We start from the raw sequence: 24,455 nt of genomic DNA, 5'->3' as shown, positions 1-24,455 counted from the left end.
TATGTTTCCACCCCGGGTTTTCCCGGCAATCGGGCTTGTCGAAATGCTACAATCCCATAGTTTGATCTTCTTTGACAGGGGCCACTCATGAATCTGGCACAGTATTTTCCCGTGCTGCTTTTCATCATCGTCGCCACGCTGATCGGCGCGGCCCTGCTGGGCGCGGGCCGCCTGCTGGGCCGCAACGTGCCGGATCCCGAAAAGCTCTCACCCTACGAATGCGGGTTCGAGGCCTTCGGTGATTCGCGCATGCAGTTCGACGTGCGCTACTACCTGGTGGCCATCCTGTTCATCATGTTCGACCTGGAAATCGCCTTCCTGTTCCCCTGGGCCATGGCCAATGGCGTGGTGGGCATGGTCGGTTTCTGGACGGTCGCCATCTTCCTGGGCGTGCTGACGGTCGGCTTCATCTACGAATGGCGGCGCGGCGCGCTGGACTGGGAATAAAGGGGGTTCATCATGGCTATCGAAGGTGTCATGGACAAAGGCTTCATCACCACCAGCGCGGACAAGTTCCTCAACTGGGCCAAGACGGGTTCGCTGTGGCCCATGACGTTTGGCCTGGCCTGTTGTGCGGTCGAAATGATGCACGCCGGCGCGGCGCGCTACGACCTGGACCAGTTCGGCATCATTTTCCGTCCCAGCCCGCGCCAGTCCGACCTGATGATCGTGGCCGGCACGCTGTGCAACAAGATGGCCCCGGCCCTGCGCAAGGTCTACGACCAGATGCCCGAACCCCGCTGGGTGGTGTCCATGGGGTCCTGTGCCAACGGCGGCGGCTATTACCACTATTCCTATTCCGTGGTGCGTGGCTGTGACCGCATCGTGCCGGTGGACGTCTACGTGCCGGGCTGCCCGCCCACGGCCGAAGCCCTGGTCTACGGCCTGCTGCAGATGCAGAACAAGATCCGCCTGACCAACACCATCGCCCGCTAGGCGCCGTCCAACCGCTGAAACACACGCTATGACACGGCTACAGACTTTAGACACGAACCTGCGCGCGGTCCTGGGGGCCTCGGCCGACCTGACCGAAGATCGCGGCGAACTCACCCTGCGGGTGCCTGCCGACGCCTGGGTGGAAACCTGCCGCGTGCTGCGCGACCACGCCAGCCTGCGTTTCGAGACCTGCATCGATCTGTGCGGGGTCGATTATTCCGCCTGGAAAGCCCCCACCTACGACGCCGGCGATGCGCATCCCCAGCGCTTTGCCGTGGTGATCCACCTGCTGTCGGTGACGCACAACTGGCGCCTGCGGGTCCGGGCCTACACGCCGGATGACGCGTTCCCGATGATCGCCTCGCTGGTGGACATCTGGCCGGTGGTCAACTGGTACGAACGCGAGGCCTTCGACCTGTACGGCATCGTCTTCGAAGGCCACCCCGACCTGCGCCGCATCCTGACGGACTATGGCTTCATCGGCCACCCCTTCCGCAAGGACTTCCCGATTTCCGGGCACGTGGAAATGCGCTACGACCCCGAACAAAAGCGCGTCGTCTACCAGCCCGTCTCGATCGAGCCGCGCGAAATCACGCCGCGCGTCGTGCGCCAAGACCACTACGGCATTGAACGGTACTGACATGGCAGAAATCCAGAACTACAACCTGAACTTCGGCCCCCAGCACCCGGCCGCGCACGGGGTGTTGCGCCTGGTGCTCGAACTGGACGGCGAAGTCGTCCAGCGCGCCGACCCGCATATCGGCCTGCTGCATCGCGCCACCGAAAAACTGGCGGAAAACCGCACGTTCCTGCAGACGCTGCCCTACATGGACCGCCTGGACTACGTGTCCATGATGTCCAATGAGCATGCCTACTGCATGGCCGTCGAAAAGCTGCTGGGCATCGAAATCCCGCTGCGCGCGCAGTACATCCGCGTCATGTTCGATGAAATCACGCGCATCCTGAACCACCTGATGTCGCTGGGTTCGCACGCGCTGGACGTGGGCGCCATGGCGGTGTTCCTGTACGCCTTCCGCGAACGCGAAGACCTGATGGACTGCTACGAGGCGGTCTCGGGCGCGCGCATGCATGCGGCCTACTACCGCCCGGGCGGGGTGTACCGCGACCTGCCCGACACCATGCCGCAGTACCAGGGCTCCAAATACCGGTCCGCCAAAGAACTGCGCGCCATGAACGAAGCGCGTTCGGGTTCGCTGCTGGACTTCATCGAGGACTTCACCAACCGTTTTCCGACCTGTGTGGACGAATACGAGGTCCTGCTGACCGATAACCGCATCTGGAAACAGCGCCTGGTGGACGTCGGCGTGGTGTCGCCCGAACGCGCGCTAGCGCTGGGGTTCACCGGCCCCATGCTGCGCGGTTCCGGCATCGAATGGGACCTGCGCAAGCACCAGCCCTACGAAGTCTACGACCGCCTGGAATTCGACATCCCCGTGGGCAAGAACGGCGACTGCTACGACCGCTACCTGTGCCGCATCGCGGAATTGCGCGAATCCAATCGCATCATCCGCCAGTGCGTCGAATGGCTGCGCAACAACCCCGGCCCAGTCATCACCGGCAACCACAAGGTCGCCCCGCCCAAGCGCGAACGCATGAAGACCGGCATGGAAGACCTGATCCACCACTTCAAGCTGTTCACCGAGGGCATGCACGTCCCCGAAGGCGAGACCTACGCGGCGGTCGAACACCCCAAGGGCGAATTCGGCATCTATCTGGTCTCCGATGGGGCCAACAAGCCCTATCGCATGAAAATCCGCGCGCCGGGCTTCGCCCACCTGCACTCACTGGAAGAAATGTCCAAGGGCCACATGATTTCCGATGTGGTCACCATCATCGGGACCCAGGACATCGTCTTCGGCGAGATCGATCGCTAGCCGTGCGGACATCACAGGGAATCTGATTATGCTGCTTTCCGAACAAGCCTACCGGGAAATCGACCGGGAAATCGCCAAATACCCGGCGGACCAGAAACAGTCCGCCGTGATGGCGGCGCTGACGATCGCCCAGGGCGAACAGGGCTGGGTGTCGCCGGACGTGATCCGCGACGTGGCCGCCTACCTGGGCATGCCGCCGGTCGCCGTCCAGGAAGTCGCCACTTTCTACAACATGTACAACACCAAGCCGGTGGGCCGCTACACGCTGTCCATCTGCACCAACCTGCCCTGTGCGCTCCAGGGCGGCACCCAGGCGGCCGAACACCTCAAGCGCACGCTGGGCATCGATTTTCACGAAACCACCCCGGACGGCCTGTTCACCCTGGTCGAGGGCGAATGCATGGGGGCCTGTGGCGATGCGCCCGTGATGCTGGCCAACGGCACGTACATGTGCTGCCGCATGCAGCCGGAAAAAATCGACGCCCTGATCGGTGAACTGAAGGAATCCGCATGAGCGCTCTGGACGTATTGCAGAAATTTGCCACGGACGCACTCGCGCCCGACCTGGGCGGCGATCCCGCCCGCAGCATGATTTTCCATGGCCGCCACATCCAGCCGCAGATCCTGGCCGATCTGGACGGGCACAACTGGGGCATTCGCGACTACATGGCGCGCGGCGGCTACGAGGCCCTGAAAAAAGTCCTGTCGGGCATGACGCCCGACGACGTGATCGCCGAACTCAAGGCATCGAACCTGCGTGGCCGGGGCGGCGCCGGTTTCCCGACGGGCCTGAAATGGTCCTTCATGCCGCGCAACATGCCCGGCCAGAAATACGTCGTCTGCAATTCCGACGAAGGCGAACCGGGCACCTTCAAGGACCGCGACATCCTGCGCTACAACCCGCACGCCGTGATCGAAGGCATGATCATCGGCGGTTTCGCGATGGGCGCGTCGGTGGGCTACAACTACATCCACGGCGAAATCTTCCAGGTCCACCAGCGTTTCGAACAGGCCCTTGCCGAAGCCCGCGAGGCCGGTTTCCTGGGCGACAATATCCTGGGTTCGGGGTTCAGCTTCCAGCTGCATTCGCACCACGGCTTTGGCGCCTATATCTGCGGCGAAGAAACCGCGCTGCTGGAATCCCTGGAAGGCAAAAAGGGCCAGCCGCGCTTCAAGCCGCCGTTCCCGGCCAGTTTCGGCCTGTACGGTAAGCCGACCACGATCAACAACACGGAAACCTTTGCCGCCGTGCCCTGGGTGATCCGCGCAGGCGCCCAGGCCTACGCGGACCTGGGGGTCGAAAAAGCCGGCGGCACCAAGATCTTCTCGGTTTCCGGCGACGTCGAACGACCCGGCAACTACGAAATCCCCCTGGGCACGCCGTTTGCCACGCTGCTCGAACTGGCGGGCGGGGTGCGCGGCGGGCGCAAGCTCAAAGCCGTGATTCCCGGGGGTTCTTCGGCCCCGGTGCTGCCGGCCGACATCATGATGCAGACCAATATGGACTATGACTCCATCGCCAAGGCCGGCTCCATGCTGGGTTCGGGCGCGGTCATCGTCATGGACGAGACCCGCTGCATGGTGAAATCGCTCATGCGCCTGTCGTATTTCTACTTCGAGGAATCCTGCGGCCAGTGCACGCCCTGCCGCGAGGGCACCGGCTGGCTGTATCGCATGATGTACCGCCTGGAAAACGGCCAGGGCACGATGGAAGACATCGAAACCCTGGATTCCGTGGCGCACAACATGATGGGGCGCACGATCTGTGCCCTGGCCGACGCGGCCGCCATGCCCGTGCGCAGCTTCATCAAGCATTTCCGCGACGAATTCGTGCACCACGTGGACCACAAGGCCTGCGTGGTCGCCAAGTATCTGTAGGGTCAGGACACGCCATGGTAGAACTCACCATCGACGGGCTGAAGGTCGAAGCCGCAGAAGGCAGCATGGTCATCCAGGCTGCCCACGAGGCGGGCCTGTACATCCCCCATTTCTGCTATCACAAAAAACTCAGCATCGCAGCCAATTGCCGCATGTGCCTGGTCGAGGTCGAAAAGGCGCCCAAGGCGTTGCCGGCCTGTGCCACGCCGGTCACCAACGGCATGGTGGTGCACACCCGTTCGCCCAAGGCCATCGAGGCCCAGCGCGCGGTCATGGAATTCCTGCTGATCAATCACCCGCTGGACTGCCCGGTCTGCGACCAGGGCGGCGAATGCCAGTTGCAGGACCTGGCCGTGGGCTATGGTGAATCGGCTTCGCGCTACAAAGAACCCAAGCGGGTCGTGTTCCACAAATCCATGGGGCCGCTGATCTCGGCCGAACAGATGCAGCGCTGCATCCACTGCACCCGCTGCGTGCGCGTGGGCCAGGAAATCAGCGGCTACATGGAAATCGGCATGCTCAACCGGGGCGAATTCTCCGAAATCACCACGTTTGTGGGCGAGGCCGTGGAATCCGAACTGTCCGGCAACATGATCGACGTCTGCCCGGTGGGCGCGCTGCTGTCCAAACCGTTCAGCATGAATGCCCGCACCTGGGAACTGGCCCGGCGCCGGTCGGTCAGCCCGCACGACAGCGTGGGCGCCAACCTGGTGGTGCAGACCAAGATGGACCGCGTCCTGCGCGTGGTGCCATTCGAAAACGAGCCGGTCAACGAATGCTGGATCAGCGACCGCGACCGGTTTTCCTACGCCGGCCTGTATACCGAAGACCGCCTGCAGCACCCGATGGTGCGCGGTTGCGACGGCCAGTGGCACGAATCTTCCTGGTCCGATGCCCTGCAGTCGGTGGTCACCGGCCTGAAACAGGTGCGCGAAGACGGCGGCGGCGCCCAGATCGGCGCGCTGGCCACCGAGACCGCCACTCTCGAAGAACTCGCCCTGCTGGCGCGCCTGACCCGCGCCCTGGGCTCGGACAACATCGACTTCCGCCTGCGCGGCGATGGCGCAGCCTTGGATGCGGTGCGTGCGGGCGTGCCCTGGCTGGGCATGCCGATTGCCGACCTGGACACGCTGGATCGCGCGCTGGTGGTGGGCTCGATCCTGCGCAAGGATCATCCGCTGATGGCGCAGCGCCTGCGCCAGGCGGCCAAGCGCGGCCTGCAGCTGTCCCTGGTGGACAGCGTGGCCGCCGATCCCCTGGTGCCGGTCACCGGCCGCCTGACGGTCAAGCCGTCGGCCCTGGTCCAGGCCCTGGCCGAAATCGCCGTGGCCCTGGCCGAACTCAAATCCCAGCCGGTCCCCGAAGGACTGGCCGGCGTGCAGGCGGGCGAACCGGCCCGCGCCATTGCCGCCAGCCTGGCCTCGGGCGAACAGGTGGCGGTGCTGATGGGCAATCTGGCCCTGGCCGATGACCAGGCGGCGCAACTGGCCGCCAACGCCCAGTGCATCGCCCAACTGGCGGGCGGGCGCTTTGGCTTCCTGACCCCGGGCGGCAATACCGTGGGCGGCTATCTGGCGGGCGCCGTGCCAGCCGATGGCGGCCTGGATGCCCGCCGCATGCTGGGCGGCGAACCGCTCAAGGCCTACCTGGTGCTGCATGCCGAACCGCGCCTGGACAGCGAACTGGGCGAACGCGCCGTGCGCGCGCTGCAGGGTTCGGCCATGGCGGTGGCGTTCACGGCCTTCCGCTCGGCAGCCGAGGACTGGGCCGACGTGATGCTGCCGATCGCGCCCTTCACTGAAACGTCCGGCACCTTCGTCAACGCCGAAGGCCGGGTACAGAGCTTCAAGGGCGTGGCCGCCCCGGTGGGCGATACCCGCCCGGCCTGGAAAGTCCTGCGCGTGCTGGGCAATCTGATGGATCTGCAAGGCTTCGACGACGAGACCTCCGAATCGGTGCGCGATACGGTGATGGTCGGCGGGCTGGATGGCCGCCTGTCCAACGAGATCCGCCTGGCGCCGGCGGCGACCGCGCCGGGCGCCGGCCTGGAACGCGTGGCCGAACTGCCCATCTATCGCACCGATGCGCTGGTGCGCCGTTCGCAGCCGCTGCAGGAACACATCAGTTCTGCGCCGCCGCGTGCGGCGATGAACGCCGCCACCCTGCAAGCGCAAGGGCTGTCGGACGGGGACGCAGTGCGCGTGTCCACGGCCCATGGTTCGGTCGAACTGCAAGCCGCCCTGGACGACACGGTGGCCGACGGGGCCGTGCGCATTGCCGGGGCCTTTGAACAGACTGCCGCCTTGGGCATGGGCTCGGGCGCAATCCAGGTGGAGCGTTGCTAATGGACTGGTTGAACACTCTCAACGCCTTTGGTGCCGGCCTGATCGGCGAGACCCCCTGGCTGGTGGTCTGGACGCTGGTGAAAATCGTCGTCATCGCCGTGCCCATCATCCTGTGCGTGGCCTACCTGACGTACTGGGAACGTAAGATGATCGGCGCCATGCACGTGCGCCTGGGCCCCACCCGGGTGGGTTATCGCGGTCTGCTGCAACCGTTTGCCGACGTGTTCAAGCTGCTGACCAAAGAACTCATCGTGCCGTCCAAGGCCAACCGCGTGCTCTACATCCTGGCCCCGGTGGTCACGTTGATGCCGGCGCTGGCGGCCTGGGCGGTGATCCCGTTCCAGCCCGAAGTCGTCCTGGCCGACATCAACGCCGGGCTGCTGTTCATCCTGGCCATCACGTCGGTCGAAGTCTACGGCGTGATCATGGCCGGCTGGGCCTCGAATTCCAAATATGCCTTGCTGGGCGCGCTGCGCGCTTCGGCGCAGATGCTGTCCTACGAACTGGGCATCGGCTTCGTGATGGTCACGGTGCTGCTGGTCTCGGGCACGCTGAACCTGTCGGGCATCGTCGAAGGCCAGGGCGTCGGCTATTTCGCCGGCATGGGCCTGAATTTCCTGTCCTGGAACTGGCTGCCGCTGCTGCCGCTGTTCGTGATCTACGTCGTGTCCTCGGTGGCCGAAACCAACCGCCACCCCTTCGACGTGGTCGAAGGCGAATCGGAAATCGTCGCCGGCCACATGGTGGAATATTCCGGCATGGGTTTCGCGCTGTTCTTCCTGGGCGAATACGCCAACATGATTCTGCTGTCGGCGATGGCCTCGATCATGTTCCTGGGCGGCTGGGCCGCGCCGCTGGATTTCGCGCCCTTCACCTGGGTGCCGGGCTGGCTGTGGCTGGGGATCAAGACCTTCGTCGTGGTGTCCATGTTCATCTGGTTTCGCGCGACGTTCCCGCGCTACCGCTATGACCAGATCATGCGCCTGGGCTGGAAGGTCTTCATTCCCCTGACGGGGATCTGGCTGGTGGTGGTGGCGATCTGGATGCAGACGCCCTGGAACATCTGGCAGTAAGGGGTACGAGATGGAAGCGATCAAGGATTTCTTTGGCAGCCTGATGCTGAAGGAAATGCTCGAAGGCATGCGCCTGACGGGCAAATATTTCTTCAGGCGCAAGATCACGCTGCACTATCCGCAGGAAAAGACGCCGGCTTCGCCACGGTTTCGCGGCCTGCATGCGCAGCGCCGCTACGCCAACGGCGAAGAACGCTGCATCGCCTGCAAACTGTGCGAAGCCGTGTGCCCGGCCCTGGCCATCAGCATCGAATCGCACCAGCGCGAAGACGGCACGCGCCGCACTACGCGCTATGACATCGATCTGGCCAAGTGCATTTTCTGCGGCTTCTGCGAAGAAGCCTGTCCCACGGACGCCATCGTGGAAACGCACCTGCACGAATACCACGGCGAAAAACGCGGCGACCTGTACTACACCAAGGACATGCTGCTGGCCGTGGGTGATCGCTACGAATCGGAAATCGCAGCCCGTCGCGCCGCCGACGCGCCCTACCGTTGATGCCGGGAACCCGACCATGAGTTTCGATACCGTTCTGTTCTATCTGCTGGCCATCGTGCTGGTCGTGGCGGCGTTTCGCGTCATCACGGCCACCAGTCCCGTGACCGGGGTGCTGCACCTGATCCTGACCTTCTTCACGGCATCCATGATGTGGATGCTGATCCAGGCAGAATTCCTGTCCCTGGTGCTGCTGATCGTCTACGTCGGTGCCGTGATGGTGCTGTTCCTGTTCGTCGTCATGATGCTCGACATGCGCACCGAGGGCCTGAAACAGGGCCTCAAGGTCTACCTGCCGCTGGGCCTGACGATCGGCGGGATCATGGTGCTGGAAATGGCCTTCGTGGTGTGGCGCGCCTGGGGTGACGCCCCCGCGCTGCCGGTGCCCGCCGACGATTTCGACAATACCCTGGCCCTGGGCACGGCGATGTACACCCAGTATGCCTATGCCGTCGAGATCGGTGGGGTGGTGCTGCTGGTGGGCATGATCTGCGCCATCGCCCTGACCATGCGCAAGCGTGCCGACTTCAAGCGCACCCATCCCAGCAAGCAGGTGCGCGTGCGCGCCGCCGACCGGGTGCGCCTGGTGAGCATGCCCGCGCAGGTCGAAACGCCGGCCGCGCAATCCGAAGGAGCCGAAAAATGACCCTGGGCCTGAGCCATTACCTGATCGTCGGAGCGATCCTGTTCGCCATGGGCGTGTTCGGTTTTTTCCTGAACCGCCGCAACCTGATCGTGCTGCTGATGTCGATCGAACTGATCCTGCTCGCAGCCAACATGAATTTCGTCGCCTTTTCCATCGGCTCGGGCAATCCGGCCGGGCAGATCTTCGTGTTCTTCGTGCTGACCGTGGCTGCAGCCGAAGCCGCGATCGGGCTGGCGATCCTGGTGCTGCTGTTCCGCAATCTCAGCACCATCAACGTCGACAAACTCGACCAGCTGAAGGGGTAGTCACGCCATGTCTGCACAGAATCTGTATCTCCTGATTGCCCTGGCGCCGCTGGCCACGGCCGTGGTGGCCGGTTTCTTCGGCACGGGTTTTCTCGGCTCGTGGCTGGGCCGCCGCGGTTCGCACCTGCTGACCATCCTGGGGGTGGCGGTGTCCTTTGTCGGTTCGCTGCTGGTGCTGCAGCAGGTGCTGGACGGCCAGACCTTCGAAGGCACGGTCTACACCTGGTCCATGATCGGTTCGGTCAAATTCGAGATCGGCTTCCTGATCGACTCGTTGACGGCGCTGATGATGGTGGTGGTGACTTCGGTGTCGCTGATGGTGCACATCTACACCATCGGCTACATGTCCGACGATCCGGGCTACCAGCGTTTCTTTTCGTACATTTCGCTGTTCACCTTCTCCATGCTGATGCTGGTGATGTCGAACAACATGCTGCAGCTGTTCTTCGGCTGGGAAGCCGTCGGCCTGGTGTCCTACCTGCTGATCGGTTTCTACTACGGCCGGCCGTCGGCGGTGTTCGCCAACCTGAAGGCATTCATGGTGAACCGCGTGGGGGATTTCGGCTTCGTGTTGGGCATCGGCCTGCTGTATGCCTACACCGGCAGCCTGAACTACGCCGAAGTCTTCGCCCAGGTCGATCGCCTGTCCGACCTGTTGTTCCCGGGCACCGAATGGCACCTGCTGACCGTGGCCTGCCTGGCGCTGTTCGTCGGCGCCATGGGCAAATCCGCCCAGGCCCCGCTGCACGTCTGGCTGCCCGACTCCATGGAAGGCCCGACGCCGATTTCCGCCCTGATCCACGCCGCCACCATGGTGACGGCCGGGATCTTCATGGTGGCCCGTTTTTCGCCCATCTTCGAAATGTCGCCCACGGCGCTGTCGTTCATCATCGTGATCGGCGCCTTCGGTGCGCTGTTCCTGGGCATCCTCGGGGTGGTGCAGAACGACATCAAGCGCGTGGTGGCGTATTCCACGCTGTCGCAGCTGGGCTACATGACCGTGGCGCTGGGCGCGTCGGCCTACCCGGTGGCGATCTTCCACCTGATGACGCACGCCTTCTTCAAGGCGCTGCTGTTCCTGGGCGCGGGCTCGGTGATCCTGGGCATGCACCACGACCAGGACATGCGCCATATGGGCGGCCTGCGCAAATACATGCCGATCACCTGGATCACCATGCTGATCGGCACGCTGGCCCTGGTGGGCACGCCGTTCTTCTCGGGCTTCTATTCCAAGGAACACATCATCGAGGCCGCTGGCGCGGCCAATGTCTGGGGCGCGAATTTTGCCTACTACGCAACGCTGTGCGGCGTGTTCGTGACCTCGCTGTATTCCTTCCGCCTGTATTTCCTGGTCTTCCACGGCAAGGAACGCTTCGATACCGTGCATGGTCCGGCCCACGTCCATCATGACGAAGGCCACACCCTGGCGGTGCAGGGCCACGACGCCCAGGGCGCGCATGACCACGAAGATCACCATGGCGGCGGCCTGCCCAAGGAATCGCCCTGGGTGGTGACGCTGCCGCTGGTGCTGCTGGCGGTGATGTCGGTGGTGGCCGGGGTCTGGTTCATCGACCCGCTGCTGTTCGACGGCTATTTCGGCCAGGCCATCACGATTGCCTCGTACCATCCGGCCATGGCCGAACTGGCCCATGAATGGCACGGCTGGGTGGCCTTTGCGCTGCACGGCTTCACCTCGGTGCCGTTCCTGCTGCTGCTGGCCGGTTTCGTGGTCGCCTGGTACTGCTGGCTGATCAATCCGTCGGTGCCGGCCGCCATCGCGCGCAGCCTGGCGCCGGTCTATCGCTTGCTGAACAACAATTACTACTTTGACTGGTTCAACGAGCACGTCATCGCCCGCTTCGTCCGTGCCCTGGGGCGCGGCCTGTGGCAGGGCGGCGACCGTGGCCTGATCGATGGCCTGATCATCAACGGCAGCGCGCGCCTGGTGGGGGCGGCCGCCGCCGCAGGCCGCCTGCTGCAGTCCGGCTACATCTATCACTACGCCTTCGCCATGATCATCGGCATCATGGTGTTTCTCACTTTCTTCGTCTTGATGGTTCACTGATGGCTAGCGAAATGGCGTCCACTACACTCCCCTGGCTGACCCTCTCGATCTTCGTCCCGATCTTCTTCGGGCTGCTGGTGCTGCTGATCGGCCGGGACGACAATCCGGGACCGGCCCGGGTGCTGTCGCTGGTCGGCTCCATCGCCGGGCTGCTGGTGACCATTCCCCTGTACACCGGCTTCAACCCCGATACAGCCGACATGCAGTTCGTCGAAAAAACGCCCTGGATCGAGGCCTTCAACCTCAATTACCACCTGGGGATCGACGGCATCTCGGTATGGTTCGTGCTGCTGACGGCCTTCATCACCATCATCGTGGTGCTGGCCGGCTGGGAAATCATCAAGTCGCGCGTGGCCCAGTACATGGCCGCGTTCCTGATCCTGTCGGGCCTGATGATCGGGGTGTTCTGCGCCCTGGACGGCATGCTGTTCTACGTGTTCTTCGAGGCCACCCTGATCCCGATGTACATCATCATCGGCGCCTGGGGCGGCCCGAACCGCGTGTATGCCGCTTTCAAGTTCTTCCTCTACACGCTGCTGGGTTCGCTGCTGACCCTGATCGCCTTCATCTATCTGTGGCATGCGGCAGGCGGTTCGTTCGATATCGCCACCTGGCACGCGCTGCCCCTGGGCTACACCGAGCAGATCTTCATCTTCGTGGCGCTGCTGGCGGCCTTTGCGGTCAAGGTGCCGATGTGGCCGGTGCATACCTGGCTGCCGGATGCCCACGTCGAGGCGCCCACGGGCGGTTCCATCGTGCTGGCGGCCATCATGCTCAAGCTGGGGGCCTATGGGTTCCTGCGGTTCTCGCTGCCGATCGCGCCGGATGCCTCGCACAGCCTGGCCGGCCTGATGATCGCGCTGTCGCTGATCGCGGTGATCTACATCGGCCTGGTGGCCATCGTCCAGGACGACATGAAAAAACTCGTGGCGTATTCCTCGGTGGCGCACATGGGCTTCGTGACCCTGGGTTTTTTCCTGTTCAACGTCACCGGCCTGGAAGGCGCCATCGTGCAGATGATCTCGCACGGCTTTGTGTCGGGCGCCATGTTCATGTGCATCGGCGTCATGTACGATCGCCTGCACACGCGCCGCATCGACGCCTATGGCGGGGTGGTGCACCGCATGCCGCGCTTCGTCACTTTCTTCGTGCTGTTTTCCATGGCCAACGCGGGCCTGCCGGGTACCAGCGGCTTCATCGGCGAATTCACGGTGATCCTGGGCGCGGTGCAGTACGATTTCTGGATCGGTCTGCTGACCGCTTCGGCGCTGATCTGGGGCGCGGGCTATTCGCTGTGGATGGTCAAGCGCGTGGCCTTCGGGCCCGTGGCCAATGAACAGGTGGACGGCATGTCCGACCTGTGCAGCCGCGAATTCCTGATCCTGGGCCTGCTGGCCATCCTGACGCTGTTCATGGGCATCTATCCCAAGCCCTTCACGGACCTGATGCATCCTTCGGTGCAAGCCCTGCTGCAGCACGTGTCCATCTCGAAACTGTAGGCCTGAACCACTATGCAAAATCTTTTCGACTTCGCGCTGGCGACTCCCGAGATCGTTCTGCTGGTGCTGACCGGGGCCGTGCTGCTGATCGACGCGTTCGGCAACGAACCCACACGGCGCATGACCTTCATGCTGACCATGGGCACGCTGCTGGTCGCCGTCCTGGTGTCCTGGGGGCAGTGGGGCGAGGCCACGCAGGGCCGGACCTTCAGCGGCCTGTACGTGGCGGATTCCCTGGGGCATTTCCTGAAGATCCTGTCGGTCATCGCCGTCGGCGTGACGCTGATCTACGGCCGTGCCTATGCCGAAAAACGCGACATGGTGGCGCGTGGCGGTGAACTGTATTCCCTGGCGCTGCTGACCCTGCTGGGCGTGTTCGTGATGATCTCGGCCGGCAGCATGCTGACGGTGTACCTGGGCGTGGAACTGATGTCCTTTGCCCTGTACGGCCTGGTGGCGCTGCGCCGCGATCACCTGGCCGCCACCGAGGCCGCGATGAAATACTACGTGCTGGGCTGCCTGGCCTCGGGCGTCCTGCTGTACGGCATGTCCATGATCTACGGCGCCACGGGCCAACTGGGCTTGGCCGAGATCGCCCAGGTCATCCGCGAAGGCGGCGCCGATCGCCTGCCGCTGGTGTTTGGCGTGGTGTTCATCGTCTCGGGCCTGGCCTTCAAGATGACCGCAGCGCCGTTTCACATGTGGACGCCCGACGTCTACCAGGGCGCGCCGACCACGGTCACGCTGCTGGTGGGTTCTGCCCCGAAATTCGCCGCTTTCGTGATCACGCTGCGCTTGCTGATCGAGGCCCTGCACGGTGTCGCGGTGGACTGGCAGCCGATGCTGCTGATCCTGGCCGTGCTGTCGCTGGCCATCGGCAATATCGTCGCCATCGCCCAGACCAACTTCAAGCGTATGCTGGCCTACTCGACCATCGGCCAGATGGGGTTTGTGTTCCTGGGTCTGATGTCCGGCGTCTACGAGGGCCAGGTGGGCGCCAGCGCCGCCGCCTATGGGTCGTCGCTATTCTATGTGGTCATCTATGTGCTGACCACGCTGTCCACCTTCGGCCTGATCCTGCTGCTGTCGCGCCAGGGCTTCGAGTGCGAGGAAATCTCTGACCTCAAGGGCCTGAACCGCCGCAACCCGCTGCTGGCCGGCGTGCTGCTGCTGTCCATGTTCTCGCTGGCGGGCATTCCGCCGCTGTCGGGCTTCTATGCCAAACTGGTCGTGTTGCAGGCCGTGGTCGGCGCTGGCCACATCTGGCTGGCCGTGTTCGCGGTGCTGTGCTCGCTGATTGGCGCTTTCTACTACCTGCGGGTGGTCAAGGTGGCGTATTTCGACGAACCCGAGGACCACATCACGTTGGGTGCCGGCACGCTGGCCACGCGCGGCGTGATGTCCATCAACGGTCTGTTGGTGATCGGCCTGGGGATCCTGCCCGGTGGGCTGATGTCCTTGTGCGTGGACGTCATCCGCCAGTCGCTGACGTTCTGACCGGACGGCCATCTCCATGTCTCTGACGGCAGCGGTCTGGATCGTCATCCTCGGTGCGCTGGTCATGGCCAACCTGCCGTTCCTGCTGGAACGGCGGCTGGCCCCCTGGCCCTGGGGGACGGCCGGCGCATCGTCCATTTGGATGCGCTGGGGTCTGGGTCTGGTCTTTCTGGCAGCGCTGGCCCTGTGGTCCTGGGGCACGCTGAATCTGGTGGGCGGGTCGTTTGCCGGGGGCGGCGCCGCGACGGTGCTGTTGCTGCTGAAACTGCTGGGCAGCCTGCTGATCGCCGGCGTGCTGCTGGCCTTGCCGGGCTGGCGCCGGGCGGCATCGGGTACGGTCGCTGCGGATGCGGTGGTGACCGGCGCTGCGGCTTCAGGGGCCACTGCACCGCGTGCGGTCGGGCGTGCCAAATCCTTTTTTGATCGCTTGCTGGAAGTCCTGGTCGGCTATGTGCTGGTCGGCACCCTGGGCTTTGCCCTGGAACGGACCCTGGGCAATGCGTTTGCCCAGCGTTGGGAATTCTATGCCGTGACCCTATCCCTGTTCCTGGTGCTGGGGTATCCGGGATTCGTCTGGCGCTATATGCTGCGCCGCCACCCGCGCTGAATCCCGAGGACTTTCCACATGGCACATATCATCCTGCAGGCCCCGCGCCTGTTGGCGGCGGACATCGAACGGCTGGCGGCCGTGGCCTGCGCGGGCGGCGTTCAGGAACTGGGGCCCACTGCCGTGCGCCTGCTGGACGTGGACCCGGATTGCCGGGGCGAGGCCCTGGCGCAGGCGGCGGCCGTGCGCATGGACGCGGCCTGGCTGGATACCGTGCATCGCCTGGGCGATTGCCGGGTCCTGGCCATGGACATGGATTCCACCCTGATCAATATCGAGTGCATCGACGAGATCGCCGACGCGGTAGGCCGCAAGGCCGAAGTCGCCGCAATCACCGAGGCATCCATGCGCGGCGAGATCCAGGATTTTTCCGAAAGCCTGCGCCGCCGCGTGGCCCTGCTGCGCGGTGTGCCGGAAACCGCGTTGGATCGGGTGTTCACCGAACGCCTGCGGCTGAATCCCGGCGCCGAGCGCCTGATCGAGACCGCCCGGGCCCATGGCCTGAAGACGATGCTGGTGTCCGGGGGGTTCACCTTTTTCACCGAGCGCCTGCGCCGGGGACTGGCGCTGGACCAGGCCCATGCCAATGTCCTGGAAGTCGTGGACGGCGTGTTGACGGGCCGGGTGCTGGGCGACATCGTCGATGGCGCGGCCAAGGCACGCCATGTGCGCGCGCTGGCCGACTCCGTGGGGGCGACGCCCGAGCAGATCATCGTGCTGGGGGATGGTTCCAACGACCTGCCGATGATGGCCCAGGCGTTCTATTCAGTGGCCTACCGGGCCAAGCCCGTGGTGCGCGCCCAGGCGCGCTTCGCCCTGGACCACAGCCCGCTGGATGCGGTGCTGAACTGGTTTCGGTTGCGCCATTAGACAGACAGCCGCAGTTCCGGGCGCAGGCCGGCACGGGCCGCCAGCGTCAGCAACATGTCCAGGCTGAAGTCCTCGACCTTCCCCTTGATCAACCGGGAGACACGAGGCTGCGTGATGCCGAGCTTGCGGGCTGCTTCTGCTTGCGTCCAGCCTTGTTCTTTCAGCCGCTGGGCCGTGCGGATCATGATGGGTGTTTCTATCCCGTCAGATCGACAGGCCTGGTGGCGATGTGCTTGTGTTCGAGAGGGCGGTGCGTGATCTCAGCCGCCATCCGGCCGCTTGCGTGGTCGCCCGCCTTTGCGGCCATTGAGGCGCGCCGCCCGGGTCTTGGCCTCGGAGCGAGCTCGCCCGCCCGCCTGTCCGAGCAGGCTCGCCATCCAGCGGCGCGTACCGAACAGCCCCTGGATCAGGGCGGGCACATATAAATCCGCGTCCAGATCCGGCCAGTGCAGCCCAGTGCCTTCCGGGCTGATTTCGATCCTGTCCAGGGAGGCCGGCGGCGCGTCCGCCAGCCCTTGCAGCAGATGAACCGGGATGGCCAGCTCGAGGCCGTGGCGCAGCGTGATGACGATCCGCCGTAAGGCGGCATCGTAACGCACAGCCTCGGCGTAGCCGGTGTCCGGGACGCGCCCTAAGCCGCCGCGCCTTCTAGCTTCTGCAGCAAACCCCTTAGCTTCTGCACCCGGCCCGGCACGTCCACCGCGCCGCTGAAGGCGATCTTCAGGCGGTCGGGGCCGTTCAGGCGAATCTGGCGATCCTGCTGCACCAGTTCGATGATGCGGATCGGGTCCACGTTGGGCTGGGCGGCAAACTGGATTGCGGCCTGGGTGTCGCCGGCGTCGATCTTGATCACGCCCAGCGGTTCGGCCAGCAGCCGCAGGCGGTGCAGCGCCAGCAGGGTCTGGCCGGCTTCGGGCAGCTTGCCGTAGCGGTCGATCAGTTCTTCCTGCAGCAGGGTGAGCGCGTCGGCGTCAGCGGCATGCGCCAGGCGCTTGTACAGGCCCAGGCGTGCCTGCACATCGGGGCAGTAGTCCGAGGGCAGCAGCGCGGGGGCGTGCAGATTGACCTCGCATTGGTTGCCGAAAGGCGATTCCAGGTCGGGTTCTTCGCCGGATTTCAGGGCGCGCACGGCAGAGGCCAGCATCTCGTTGTACAGGCTGTAGCCGATTTCCTGGATATTGCCCGATTGCGATTCGCCCAGGATTTCGCCGCTGCCGCGGATTTCCAGATCGTGCATGGCCAGGTAGAATCCGGCGCCCAGTTCTTCCATCGACTGGATGGCCTCCAGGCGTTTCTTGGCATTGGCCGTCATGGCGTCTTCGCCCGGGGTCAGCAGGTAGGCGTAGGCCTGGTGATGGGACCGGCCGACCCGGCCGCGCAACTGGTGCAGCTGGGCCAGGCCGAGCTTGTCGGCGCGGTGGATGATGATGGTGTTGGCCGAGGGCACGTCGATGCCGGTCTCGATGATGGTGGTGCACAGCAACACGTTGCTGCGCTGCTGGTAGAAGCCTTTCATGACTTCTTCCAGTTCGCGTTCGGCCATCTGCCCGTGGGCGACGGCGATGCGGGCTTCGGGGACGAGTTCTTCCAGGCGGGCGCGACGGTTGTGGATGGTCTCGACCTCGTTGTGCAGGAAATAGACCTGGCCGCCGCGCTTGAGTTCGCGCAGGATGGCCTCGCGGATGGTGCTGCCGTCCTCGCGGCGCACGAAGGTCTTGATCGCCAGGCGCTTTTGCGGCGCAGTGGCGATCACGGAAAAATCGCGGATGCCTTCCAGGGACATGCCCAGGGTGCGTGGGATCGGTGTGGCGGTCAGGGTCAGCACATCGACCTCGGCGCGCAGCGCCTTCAGGGCTTCTTTCTGGCGCACGCCGAAACGGTGTTCTTCGTCGATGATGACCAGGCCCAGCTGTTTGTAGCGCACGTCCTTGGACAGCAGCTTGTGTGTGCCGATGACGATGTCCACGGAACCATCCGCCAGGCCCTCGATGGTCCGGGCCGTTTCCTTGCCGGTGCGAAAGCGCGAGAGTTCGGCGATGCGCACCGGCCAGTCGGCGAAACGGGTGGCGAAGTTCTGGGCGTGCTGTTCGGCCAGCAGGGTGGTGGGGCACAGCAGCGCCACCTGGCGTGCGTTCATGACGGCCAGGAAAGCAGCACGCAAGGCGACCTCGGTCTTGCCGAAGCCGACGTCGCCGCAGACCAGGCGGTCCATGGGGCGGCCAGAGGTCATGTCCTGGATCACCGCCGTGATGGCGGCGGCCTGGTCCGGGGTTTCCTCGAAACCGAAGCCTTCGGCAAAGGCCTGGTAGTCGCGTGCGGGGAATTTGAACCGCAGTCCTTCGCGCGCGGCGCGCCGGGCGTACAGGGCCAGCAGTTCGGCAGCCGTGTCGCGTGCCTGGCGCGCGGCCTTGCGGCGGGCTTTTTCCCACTGGCCCGATCCCAGCGGGTGCAGCGGCGCCTGGTCCGGGTCGGCGCCGCTGTAGCGGGCGATCAGGTGCAGTTGCGAGACCGGCACGTACAGGGTGGCGTCGCGGGCGTATTCCAGGTGCAGCAGTTCGATGGGGCCTTCGCCCAGGTCCATGTTGACCAGGCCGCGGTAGCGGCCAATGCCGTGCTGGACGTGGACGACCGGATCGCCCACATGCAGTTCGGCCAGGTCGCGCACCATGGCGTCGATGTTGCTGCTTTGTTCGTGGCGGCGGCGCGCGCGCGGGGGGCGGCCGGCCTGGGCGGGGTAGAGATCGTTTTCCGTCAGCACCGCCAGCCCGGCGGGCGGTGCCTGGAAGCCGCCCGTCAGCGGGGTGACGGTCAGTGCGAATCGCGCTTCGCCTTGCACGCAGTCCTGCCAGGAATCGAACACGGCGTCGGGCGTCAGGCCGTAGTCGGCCAGCAGTTCGGCGATGGTTTCACGCCGACCGGCGGAATCCACGCACAGCACCGTGCGCAGCGGTGTCGTGTCCAGGTGGCGGCGCAGGTCGGCCAGCGGATCATCGGCGCGGCGGTTGACGGCAGCGGGCGGGCAGGCGACGAAGTCCGGGTGCGTGCCCTCGTCGGCCAGCGCCAGGCGGGGCAGGCCGCGCAGCCGTGCGTGGAAGGCTTCGTCGTCCAGGAACAGCGCATCGGGCGGCAGCACCGGGCGTTCCGGGTCGGACTTCAGGAATTGCCAGCGGTTGCGCGCGTCCTGAAAGAATCGTTCGATGGCGGCCGGCACATCGCCCAGGGTCACGGCGAGGGTGTCAGACGGCAGGTAGTCGAACAGGGTGGCGGTCTGTTCAAAGAACAGCGGCAGATAGTATTCGATCCCGGCAAAGGCGATGCCATTGCCGATGTCCTTGTAGGGCAGGGCGCGTGACGGATCGCCTTCGAAGACCTCGCGAAAGCGTGCGCGGAAATGGTTGCGCGCGGCTTCGTCCATGGGGAATTCACGGCCCGGCAACAGTTCGATTTCGCGCACCGGATACAGGCTGCGCTGGGTGTCGCTGTCGAAACTGCGGATGGATTCGATCTCGCGGTCGAACAGGTCGAGGCGATAGGGCAGGGCCGAGCCCATGGGGTACAGGTCGATCAGGCCGCCGCGGATGCAGAATTCGCCCGGCGCGCTGACCTGGGTGACGTGGCTGTAGTTGGCCAGGGTCAGCTGGGTGCGCAGGCGGTCTTCGTCCAGGGCGTCGCCCTGGCGGAACTGGAAGGTGTAGGCGGCCAGGAAGGACGGGGGCGCCAGGCGGACCAGCGCGGTGGTGACCGGCACCACCAGGATGTCTACAGTCCCCTGGCCCAGCGCGTGCAGGGTGCGCAGGCGTTCGGAAATCAGGTCCTGGTGCGGGGAAAAACTGTCGTAGGGCAGGGTTTCCCAGTCGGGCAGGAAGCGCACCCGCAGATCCGGGTCGAACAGGGCGATCTCGTCGGCCAGGCGTCGGGCGGCCAGCGGATCGGCGCAGAAAGCAGCCAGGGGCTGCCGGGCCTGGCGGGCCAGGGCGGTCAGCAGCAGGGCGTCTCCGGAACCAGGGGGGCGAGGCTGGGCGTAGCGTTGGCCAGGTTGCAGGGCGGCCAGGGTGGGGCCGATCGAGGGCAGGGGCAAAAGCAGGGACAAGGGGGGCAGTGAGGCATCCATGAGGGCTCCAGTATAAAGGCGTGCAGGACCCGGAACGGCTAAAATCGCCGCTCATGAACACCGAATCCCTGATCGCCCTGGTGCCGGCTGCGGGCGTTGGCGCGCGCGCCGGCATCCCCGATGGCCGGCCCAAGCAGTACCGCGATCTGGGCGGAGAACCCATGCTGCGCCGTACGGTACGGGCCTTGCTGGCGGATCCGCGCATCCTGCAGGTCCGGGTGGCGGTGGCGGCCGGCGACCCCTGGGTAGAATCGGCCCTGGCCGGTTTGCCGCGCACGGTCTGGCGCCCCTGCGGGGGCCCCACGCGGGCCGAGACGGTACGCGCCGCCTTGCAGGATGCCGGTCTGGCGGACGACGCCTGGGTGCTGGTGCACGATGCAGCCCGGCCCGGCTTGCCGGCCGATGCCCTGGGACGCCTGATCGATGCCTGCCATGCGCATGACCAGGGCGGGCTGCTGGCCTTGCCGGTGGCCGATACGGTCAAGCAGGCGGGCGGCGCGGTTGATGTGCCCTGGGTGGCGCGGACCCTGCCGCGCGATGGCCTGTGGCTGGCGCAGACGCCGCAGATGTTCCGTGCCGGGGAATTGCGGGCGGCGCTGGCTGCTTGCGCCGGCGACCCCCGGGTCACCGACGAGGCTTCGGCGGTGGAATTGGCCGGTGTTTCGGGTCGCGCCCCGCTGCTGGTGCGCGGAGCGCGGGCCAATGACAAGCTGACCTGGCCGGAAGATTTCGCCTGGTTCGAGGGCCGGCTTGCGGCGCGGTGCGAACCGCCCAGGCCCTGAATGGCATTTGACTGGAGCCATCCCATCATGACGTCCTCCTTTCCTTTTCGCATCGGCCAGGGCCACGATCTGCACGTGCTGGCCAAGGGCCGGCCGCTGATCCTTGGCGGCGTGTCGATCCCCCATGATCGAGGGCTGGTCGGCCATTCGGATGCGGATGCCTTGCTGCATGCGATCACCGATGCGGTGCTGGGGGCGGCCGGGCTGGGGGATATTGGCCGCCATTTTTCCGATCGCGATCCGCGTTGGGCCGGGGCCGACAGCCGCCTGTTCCTGCGCGAGGCCGTGCGCCTGGCGCGCGCGGCGGGCTGGGCCGTGGTCAACGTGGATGCCACGGTGCACGCGCAGGCGCCGAAGATCGCGCCGCATGCGCCGGCCATGGCGGCCTGCATCGCCGGTGACCTGGGGATCGATCCGGCGCAGGTCAACATCAAGGCCAAGACCAACGAAGGCCTGGGCTATCTGGGGCGGGGCGAGGGGATCGCGACCAGCGCCGTGGCGCTGCTGGCGCGTATCTGACGCATCCGGATCGCTGGCGGCGAGATGGATGCGACCGGGCCGCAGGCGCGGCCCGGCGTGGAAGGCATTACAGGGTGCTGCCTCCGACTGGGCGGTTGCAGGCGCACAGGCAGTCGGTCAGCAGCGCGTCCAGGACGCGCAGGGTTTCTTCGGGGCTGCGGCCAACATTGAAATTGTTGACCGCCACGTGCTGGATGATGTTGTCCGGATCGACGATGAACGTGGCTCGCAGTGCGACGCCTTCGGATTTTTCGCGAATGCCCAGCGGATCGACCAGCGCGCCTGCGGTGTCGCTGAACTGGTAGTGGTTGAGCTTGCCCAGTTCGGGGCTGGCGCGCCGCCAGGCGAGCTTGACGTATTCGTTGTCGGTCGAACCACCCATGAGGACGGCGCCGCGTGCTTCGAATTCGTCGGCCAGGGCGTTGAAACCGACGATTTCAGTGGGGCAGACCTGGGTGAAGTCCTTGGGGTAGAAGTAGATCACCTTCCATTTGCCGGGGAAGGATGATTCGGTGATGTCCTCGAATGCCGAGACGCCGTTTTCCTCGTGCTGATTGAATCCGGGTTTGACGCCGGTGACGCGGAAGGCCTCGAGCTTGTCGCCTATGGTTTTCATCGGGGCTCCTGAGATGATGGACGACCGTCAGGGTCGTCGTCCCAATTCTACGCCATGGCCGGCCTATGGCATTGCTGCGATGCGGCGTCAGGTTTTTCCCTGGGGCCTGGCCTTGGGGATCTCGATGCGCGCCAGCAGACCGCAGGGCGTATTGGGCGCCAGGGTGAATTTGCCGCCGACCTGTCCCAGCAGGCGCTCGACGATGGACAGGCCCAGGCCCGCGCCGCTGACGCCGGTGCGGGCGGACTCGCCGCGTGCGAAAGGCCGCAGCAGCCGCTGGATGTCGGTCTGGGGGATGCCGGTGCCCCGGTCGCGGACTTCGATGGTCAGCTGATTGCCGCTCTGGTGGGCGGCCAGGTTGATGTGGGCGCGCCCGTCGTCGGCGCTGCGGCCGTAGCGTCGGGCATTTTCGATCAGATTGCTGACGATGCGCTTGAGGTCATTGGCGCTGATCCGCGCCTGCAGGCCGGGCTGGATGGAAGCGGTCAGGTCGCCCCCCTGGGATTCGGTGTGGCTGCGTTCGCGTTCGAACAGATCCTGCAGCACCCGGGACACATCGATGCCGGCCTCGGGCACCTGGCCGGCCGGCCGCGCGTATTCCATCAGCTGACCGATGCTGTGGTTGATCTGGGCCAGATCGTCGTCGATGGCCTGGCGGGCTTCATCGGTCATGTGGCCCATTTCGATTTCCAGGCGGATCCGCGCCAGAGGCGTGCGCAGGTCGTGGGAAATCCCCGCCAGCATGATTTCCCGGTCGGCCTCGTTCTGCCGCAGGTCGCGCGCCATGCGGTTGAAGGCGATATTCATGTCGCGGATTTCACCCGGCCCTTTTTCGGGCAGGGGTGTCGGCGTTTCGCCGCGGGCCAGTTGCTGGGCGACCTTGGCCAGCTGGGCCAGCGGCTGGTTGATGAAGCGCACGCTGATGGCGGCGCCCAGCAGCGCCAGCAGCAGGGACGCAGTGACCCATCCCAGCCATTCACGGCCTGTGGTCAGGCGCAGCTGGTCGCGGTCGAAGACCAGCCAGTACATCTCGTCGTTGATCTGGAAACTGATCCAGATGCCGGGCACCTGGTTCACGGACCACATGATGGCCGTCTGGCTGCCCAGGCGATCGCGGATCTTGCCGGACACATTGGTCCAGTAGGTAGTGTGGGGCAGAGGTTCGAGCACGTCGGTGTGCTCGCGCGGTTGGACGCGCAGGCTTTCCTGGGTGGCCAGGTCCAGCAGCAGGGCGGGACGCATGGCGGGTGGTGCGTACACCAGGGCCGAGCGGGTGATGCTGACCGTGGTGGCGATCCGCTGTGCCAGCTGGGAAGCGCGAGGGCCTTCTTCGATGTTGAAGACGATCTGCAGCCATGCGCCCAGGCTGACCAGCATCAGGAAGGCGATCAGCAGGAATGAACGGCTGAACAGCCCCAGCCGCAGCCGGGGCCGGACATCGTGCCGGATCCGCCTCAGGAAAGTCATTGGATGGCCGTTGCGCGCGGCCTGTGGGCCGCAGCAAGAGAATTACTGGCCGCCGTCGGGCACGAAGACGTAGCCCAGCCCCCAGACGGTCTGGATGAAGACCGGCTTGGAAGGATTGGGTTCGATCAGCTTGCGCAGCCGGGAAATCTGGACGTCCAGGCTGCGGTCGAAGGCCTCGTATTCCCGCCCTCGGGCCAGTTCCATGAGCTTGTCGCGCGACAGGGGGACCTTGGGGTGGCGGGCGAAGACCTTGAGGACGGAGAATTCACCGGTCGTGATGGGCACGGCTTCGCCGTTGCGAGTCAGGGTGCGGGTGGACAGATTCAGCACATAGGGGCCGAATTCGACCGATTCGTTTTCCTGGCTGGGCGCGCCGGGGTGTTCTTCGGTGCCGCGGCGGCGCAGGATGGCGTTGACCCGGGCCAGCAGTTCGCGCGGATTGAAGGGTTTGGTGAGATAGTCGTCCGCGCCCATTTCCAGGCCGACGATGCGGTCGATTTCCTCGGCCTTGGCGGTCAGCATGATGATGGGCGTATTGTCGTGGCTGCCCCGCAGCCGGCGGCAGATGGACAGGCCGTCTTCTCCGGGCAGCATCAGGTCCAGGACCAGGAGGTCGAAATGTTCGCGTTGCCAGAGCTTGGCCATTTCCTTGGCGTCTTCGGCGACGTAGACATTGAAGCCCTGTTCGGACAGATACCGGCGCAGCAGATCGCGCAGCCTGGGATCATCGTCGACGATGAGGATCTTGCGGGTGAGAGTCTGATTTTGCGTGTTCATGCGGAAAATGTAACAGGGTCGAGAAAGGGGTGCCAGCGCTTATCACAACAAATTACACAATAAGCGTTTGG

23 protein-coding genes and 1 pseudogene are annotated in these 24,455 nt (G+C 65.1%); 18 read left to right on the top strand and 6 right to left on the bottom strand.

The genetic code is table 11. The features are described 5' to 3' along the window. Window positions 1–87 precede the first annotated feature (87 nt). The 16 genes and pseudogenes from RBR29_RS01450 (at window position 88) to serB (ending at window position 16,112) form a co-directional block, all read left to right on the top strand. On the top strand, window positions 88–447 hold the full coding sequence (locus RBR29_RS01450) for an NADH-quinone oxidoreductase subunit A (RefSeq protein WP_320346498.1): 360 nt from the start codon (window positions 88–90) through the stop codon (window positions 445–447). 12 nt (window positions 448–459) lie between these two features. Beyond that, window positions 460–936, top strand: coding sequence for an NADH-quinone oxidoreductase subunit B family protein (locus RBR29_RS01445; RefSeq protein ID WP_043680684.1), 477 nt, complete (start codon window positions 460–462; stop codon window positions 934–936). A 28-nt stretch (window positions 937–964) separates the two neighbouring features. Further along, entirely contained in the window at window positions 965–1,576 is a 612-nt protein-coding gene (locus tag RBR29_RS01440; protein WP_320346494.1) for an NADH-quinone oxidoreductase subunit C, read from the top strand. Window position 1,577: 1 nt separating this feature from the next. Further along, on the top strand, window positions 1,578–2,831 hold the full coding sequence (locus RBR29_RS01435; RefSeq protein ID WP_320346492.1) for an NADH-quinone oxidoreductase subunit D: 1,254 nt from the start codon (window positions 1,578–1,580) through the stop codon (window positions 2,829–2,831). 28 nt (window positions 2,832–2,859) lie between these two features. Further along, window positions 2,860–3,345, top strand: a complete 486-nt coding sequence (gene nuoE / locus RBR29_RS01430; RefSeq protein ID WP_320346490.1) for an NADH-quinone oxidoreductase subunit NuoE — start codon at window positions 2,860–2,862, stop codon at window positions 3,343–3,345. After that, a complete protein-coding gene (gene nuoF, locus RBR29_RS01425; RefSeq protein ID WP_320346488.1) occupies window positions 3,342–4,709 on the top strand; it encodes an NADH-quinone oxidoreductase subunit NuoF in 1,368 nt (455 codons plus the stop codon). The genes nuoE and nuoF overlap by 4 nt, the downstream gene beginning before the upstream one ends. A 14-nt stretch (window positions 4,710–4,723) precedes the next feature. Continuing rightward, window positions 4,724–7,054, top strand: coding sequence for an NADH-quinone oxidoreductase subunit NuoG (nuoG, locus tag RBR29_RS01420; protein ID WP_320346486.1), 2,331 nt, complete (start codon window positions 4,724–4,726; stop codon window positions 7,052–7,054). After that, window positions 7,054–8,127, top strand: a complete 1,074-nt coding sequence (gene nuoH, locus RBR29_RS01415) for an NADH-quinone oxidoreductase subunit NuoH (protein ID WP_320346484.1) — start codon at window positions 7,054–7,056, stop codon at window positions 8,125–8,127. Before nuoG ends, nuoH begins: the two co-directional genes overlap by 1 nt. A gap of 10 nt (window positions 8,128–8,137) precedes the next feature. Beyond that, on the top strand, window positions 8,138–8,626 hold the full coding sequence (gene nuoI / locus RBR29_RS01410) for an NADH-quinone oxidoreductase subunit NuoI (RefSeq protein ID WP_320346482.1): 489 nt from the start codon (window positions 8,138–8,140) through the stop codon (window positions 8,624–8,626). A gap of 16 nt (window positions 8,627–8,642) precedes the next feature. Then, entirely contained in the window at window positions 8,643–9,269 is a 627-nt protein-coding gene (locus RBR29_RS01405) for an NADH-quinone oxidoreductase subunit J (RefSeq protein WP_320346480.1), read from the top strand. Next, a complete protein-coding gene (gene nuoK, locus RBR29_RS01400) occupies window positions 9,266–9,574 on the top strand; it encodes an NADH-quinone oxidoreductase subunit NuoK (protein ID WP_320346478.1) in 309 nt (102 codons plus the stop codon). Before RBR29_RS01405 ends, nuoK begins: the two co-directional genes overlap by 4 nt. 7 nt (window positions 9,575–9,581) lie before the next feature. Then, entirely contained in the window at window positions 9,582–11,639 is a 2,058-nt protein-coding gene (gene nuoL, locus RBR29_RS01395; protein WP_320346476.1) for an NADH-quinone oxidoreductase subunit L, read from the top strand. After that, on the top strand, window positions 11,636–13,138 hold the full coding sequence (locus tag RBR29_RS01390; RefSeq protein WP_320346502.1) for an NADH-quinone oxidoreductase subunit M: 1,503 nt from the start codon (window positions 11,636–11,638) through the stop codon (window positions 13,136–13,138). Before nuoL ends, RBR29_RS01390 begins: the two co-directional genes overlap by 4 nt. Before the next feature lie 12 nt (window positions 13,139–13,150). Next, the gene (nuoN, locus tag RBR29_RS01385) at window positions 13,151–14,635 is read left to right on the top strand and encodes an NADH-quinone oxidoreductase subunit NuoN (RefSeq protein WP_320346474.1); all 1,485 of its coding nucleotides are present in this window, start codon (window positions 13,151–13,153) and stop codon (window positions 14,633–14,635) included. A 409-nt stretch (window positions 14,636–15,044) separates the two neighbouring features. Next, window positions 15,045–15,242 (top strand): annotated as a pseudogene (locus tag RBR29_RS01380) (DUF2818 family protein); the annotation flags it as partial. 18 nt (window positions 15,243–15,260) lie between these two features. Continuing rightward, the gene (gene serB, locus RBR29_RS01375; RefSeq protein WP_320346472.1) at window positions 15,261–16,112 is read left to right on the top strand and encodes a phosphoserine phosphatase SerB; all 852 of its coding nucleotides are present in this window, start codon (window positions 15,261–15,263) and stop codon (window positions 16,110–16,112) included. Here serB and RBR29_RS01370 read toward each other — a convergent pair. The 3 genes from RBR29_RS01370 to mfd all read right to left on the bottom strand — a co-directional run bounded on the left by RBR29_RS01370 (window position 16,109) and on the right by mfd (window position 20,223). Continuing rightward, on the bottom strand, window positions 16,109–16,297 hold the full coding sequence (locus RBR29_RS01370) for an XRE family transcriptional regulator (protein ID WP_336623765.1): 189 nt from the start codon (window positions 16,295–16,297) through the stop codon (window positions 16,109–16,111). The two genes, serB and RBR29_RS01370, sit on opposite strands and share 4 nt — an antisense overlap. Before the next feature lie 75 nt (window positions 16,298–16,372). After that, a complete protein-coding gene (locus RBR29_RS01365) occupies window positions 16,373–16,711 on the bottom strand; it encodes a DUF2442 domain-containing protein (protein WP_320346470.1) in 339 nt (112 codons plus the stop codon). A 32-nt stretch (window positions 16,712–16,743) separates the two neighbouring features. Continuing rightward, entirely contained in the window at window positions 16,744–20,223 is a 3,480-nt protein-coding gene (gene mfd, locus RBR29_RS01360; protein ID WP_320346468.1) for a transcription-repair coupling factor, read from the bottom strand. Window positions 20,224–20,276: 53 nt separating this feature from the next. On the opposite strand from mfd, the gene RBR29_RS01355 reads away from it, so the two are divergent. Further along, entirely contained in the window at window positions 20,277–21,005 is a 729-nt protein-coding gene (locus RBR29_RS01355; protein WP_320346466.1) for a 2-C-methyl-D-erythritol 4-phosphate cytidylyltransferase, read from the top strand. A 27-nt stretch (window positions 21,006–21,032) separates the two neighbouring features. Continuing rightward, window positions 21,033–21,524 carry a 2-C-methyl-D-erythritol 2,4-cyclodiphosphate synthase gene (gene ispF / locus RBR29_RS01350; protein ID WP_320346464.1) on the top strand — a complete coding sequence of 164 codons (492 nt, stop codon included), beginning with the start codon at window positions 21,033–21,035 and terminating at the stop codon, window positions 21,522–21,524. A 67-nt stretch (window positions 21,525–21,591) separates the two neighbouring features. Here ispF and RBR29_RS01345 read toward each other — a convergent pair whose 3' ends face one another. The 3 genes from RBR29_RS01345 to ompR form a co-directional block, all read right to left on the bottom strand. Further along, the gene (locus RBR29_RS01345; protein ID WP_320346462.1) at window positions 21,592–22,140 is read right to left on the bottom strand and encodes a peroxiredoxin; all 549 of its coding nucleotides are present in this window, start codon (window positions 22,138–22,140) and stop codon (window positions 21,592–21,594) included. 87 nt (window positions 22,141–22,227) lie between these two features. Then, entirely contained in the window at window positions 22,228–23,607 is a 1,380-nt protein-coding gene (locus tag RBR29_RS01340) for an ATP-binding protein (protein WP_320346460.1), read from the bottom strand. A 42-nt stretch (window positions 23,608–23,649) separates the two neighbouring features. After that, the gene (gene ompR, locus RBR29_RS01335; protein WP_320346458.1) at window positions 23,650–24,384 is read right to left on the bottom strand and encodes a two-component system response regulator OmpR; all 735 of its coding nucleotides are present in this window, start codon (window positions 24,382–24,384) and stop codon (window positions 23,650–23,652) included. Between the last annotated feature and the right edge of the window lie 71 nt (window positions 24,385–24,455).

The sequence above is a fragment of the Castellaniella sp. genome (assembly GCF_034007085.1).
Lineage (GTDB): Bacteria > Pseudomonadota > Gammaproteobacteria > Burkholderiales > Burkholderiaceae_B > Castellaniella.
This window is presented reverse-complemented; position numbering and strand designations above follow the sequence as displayed.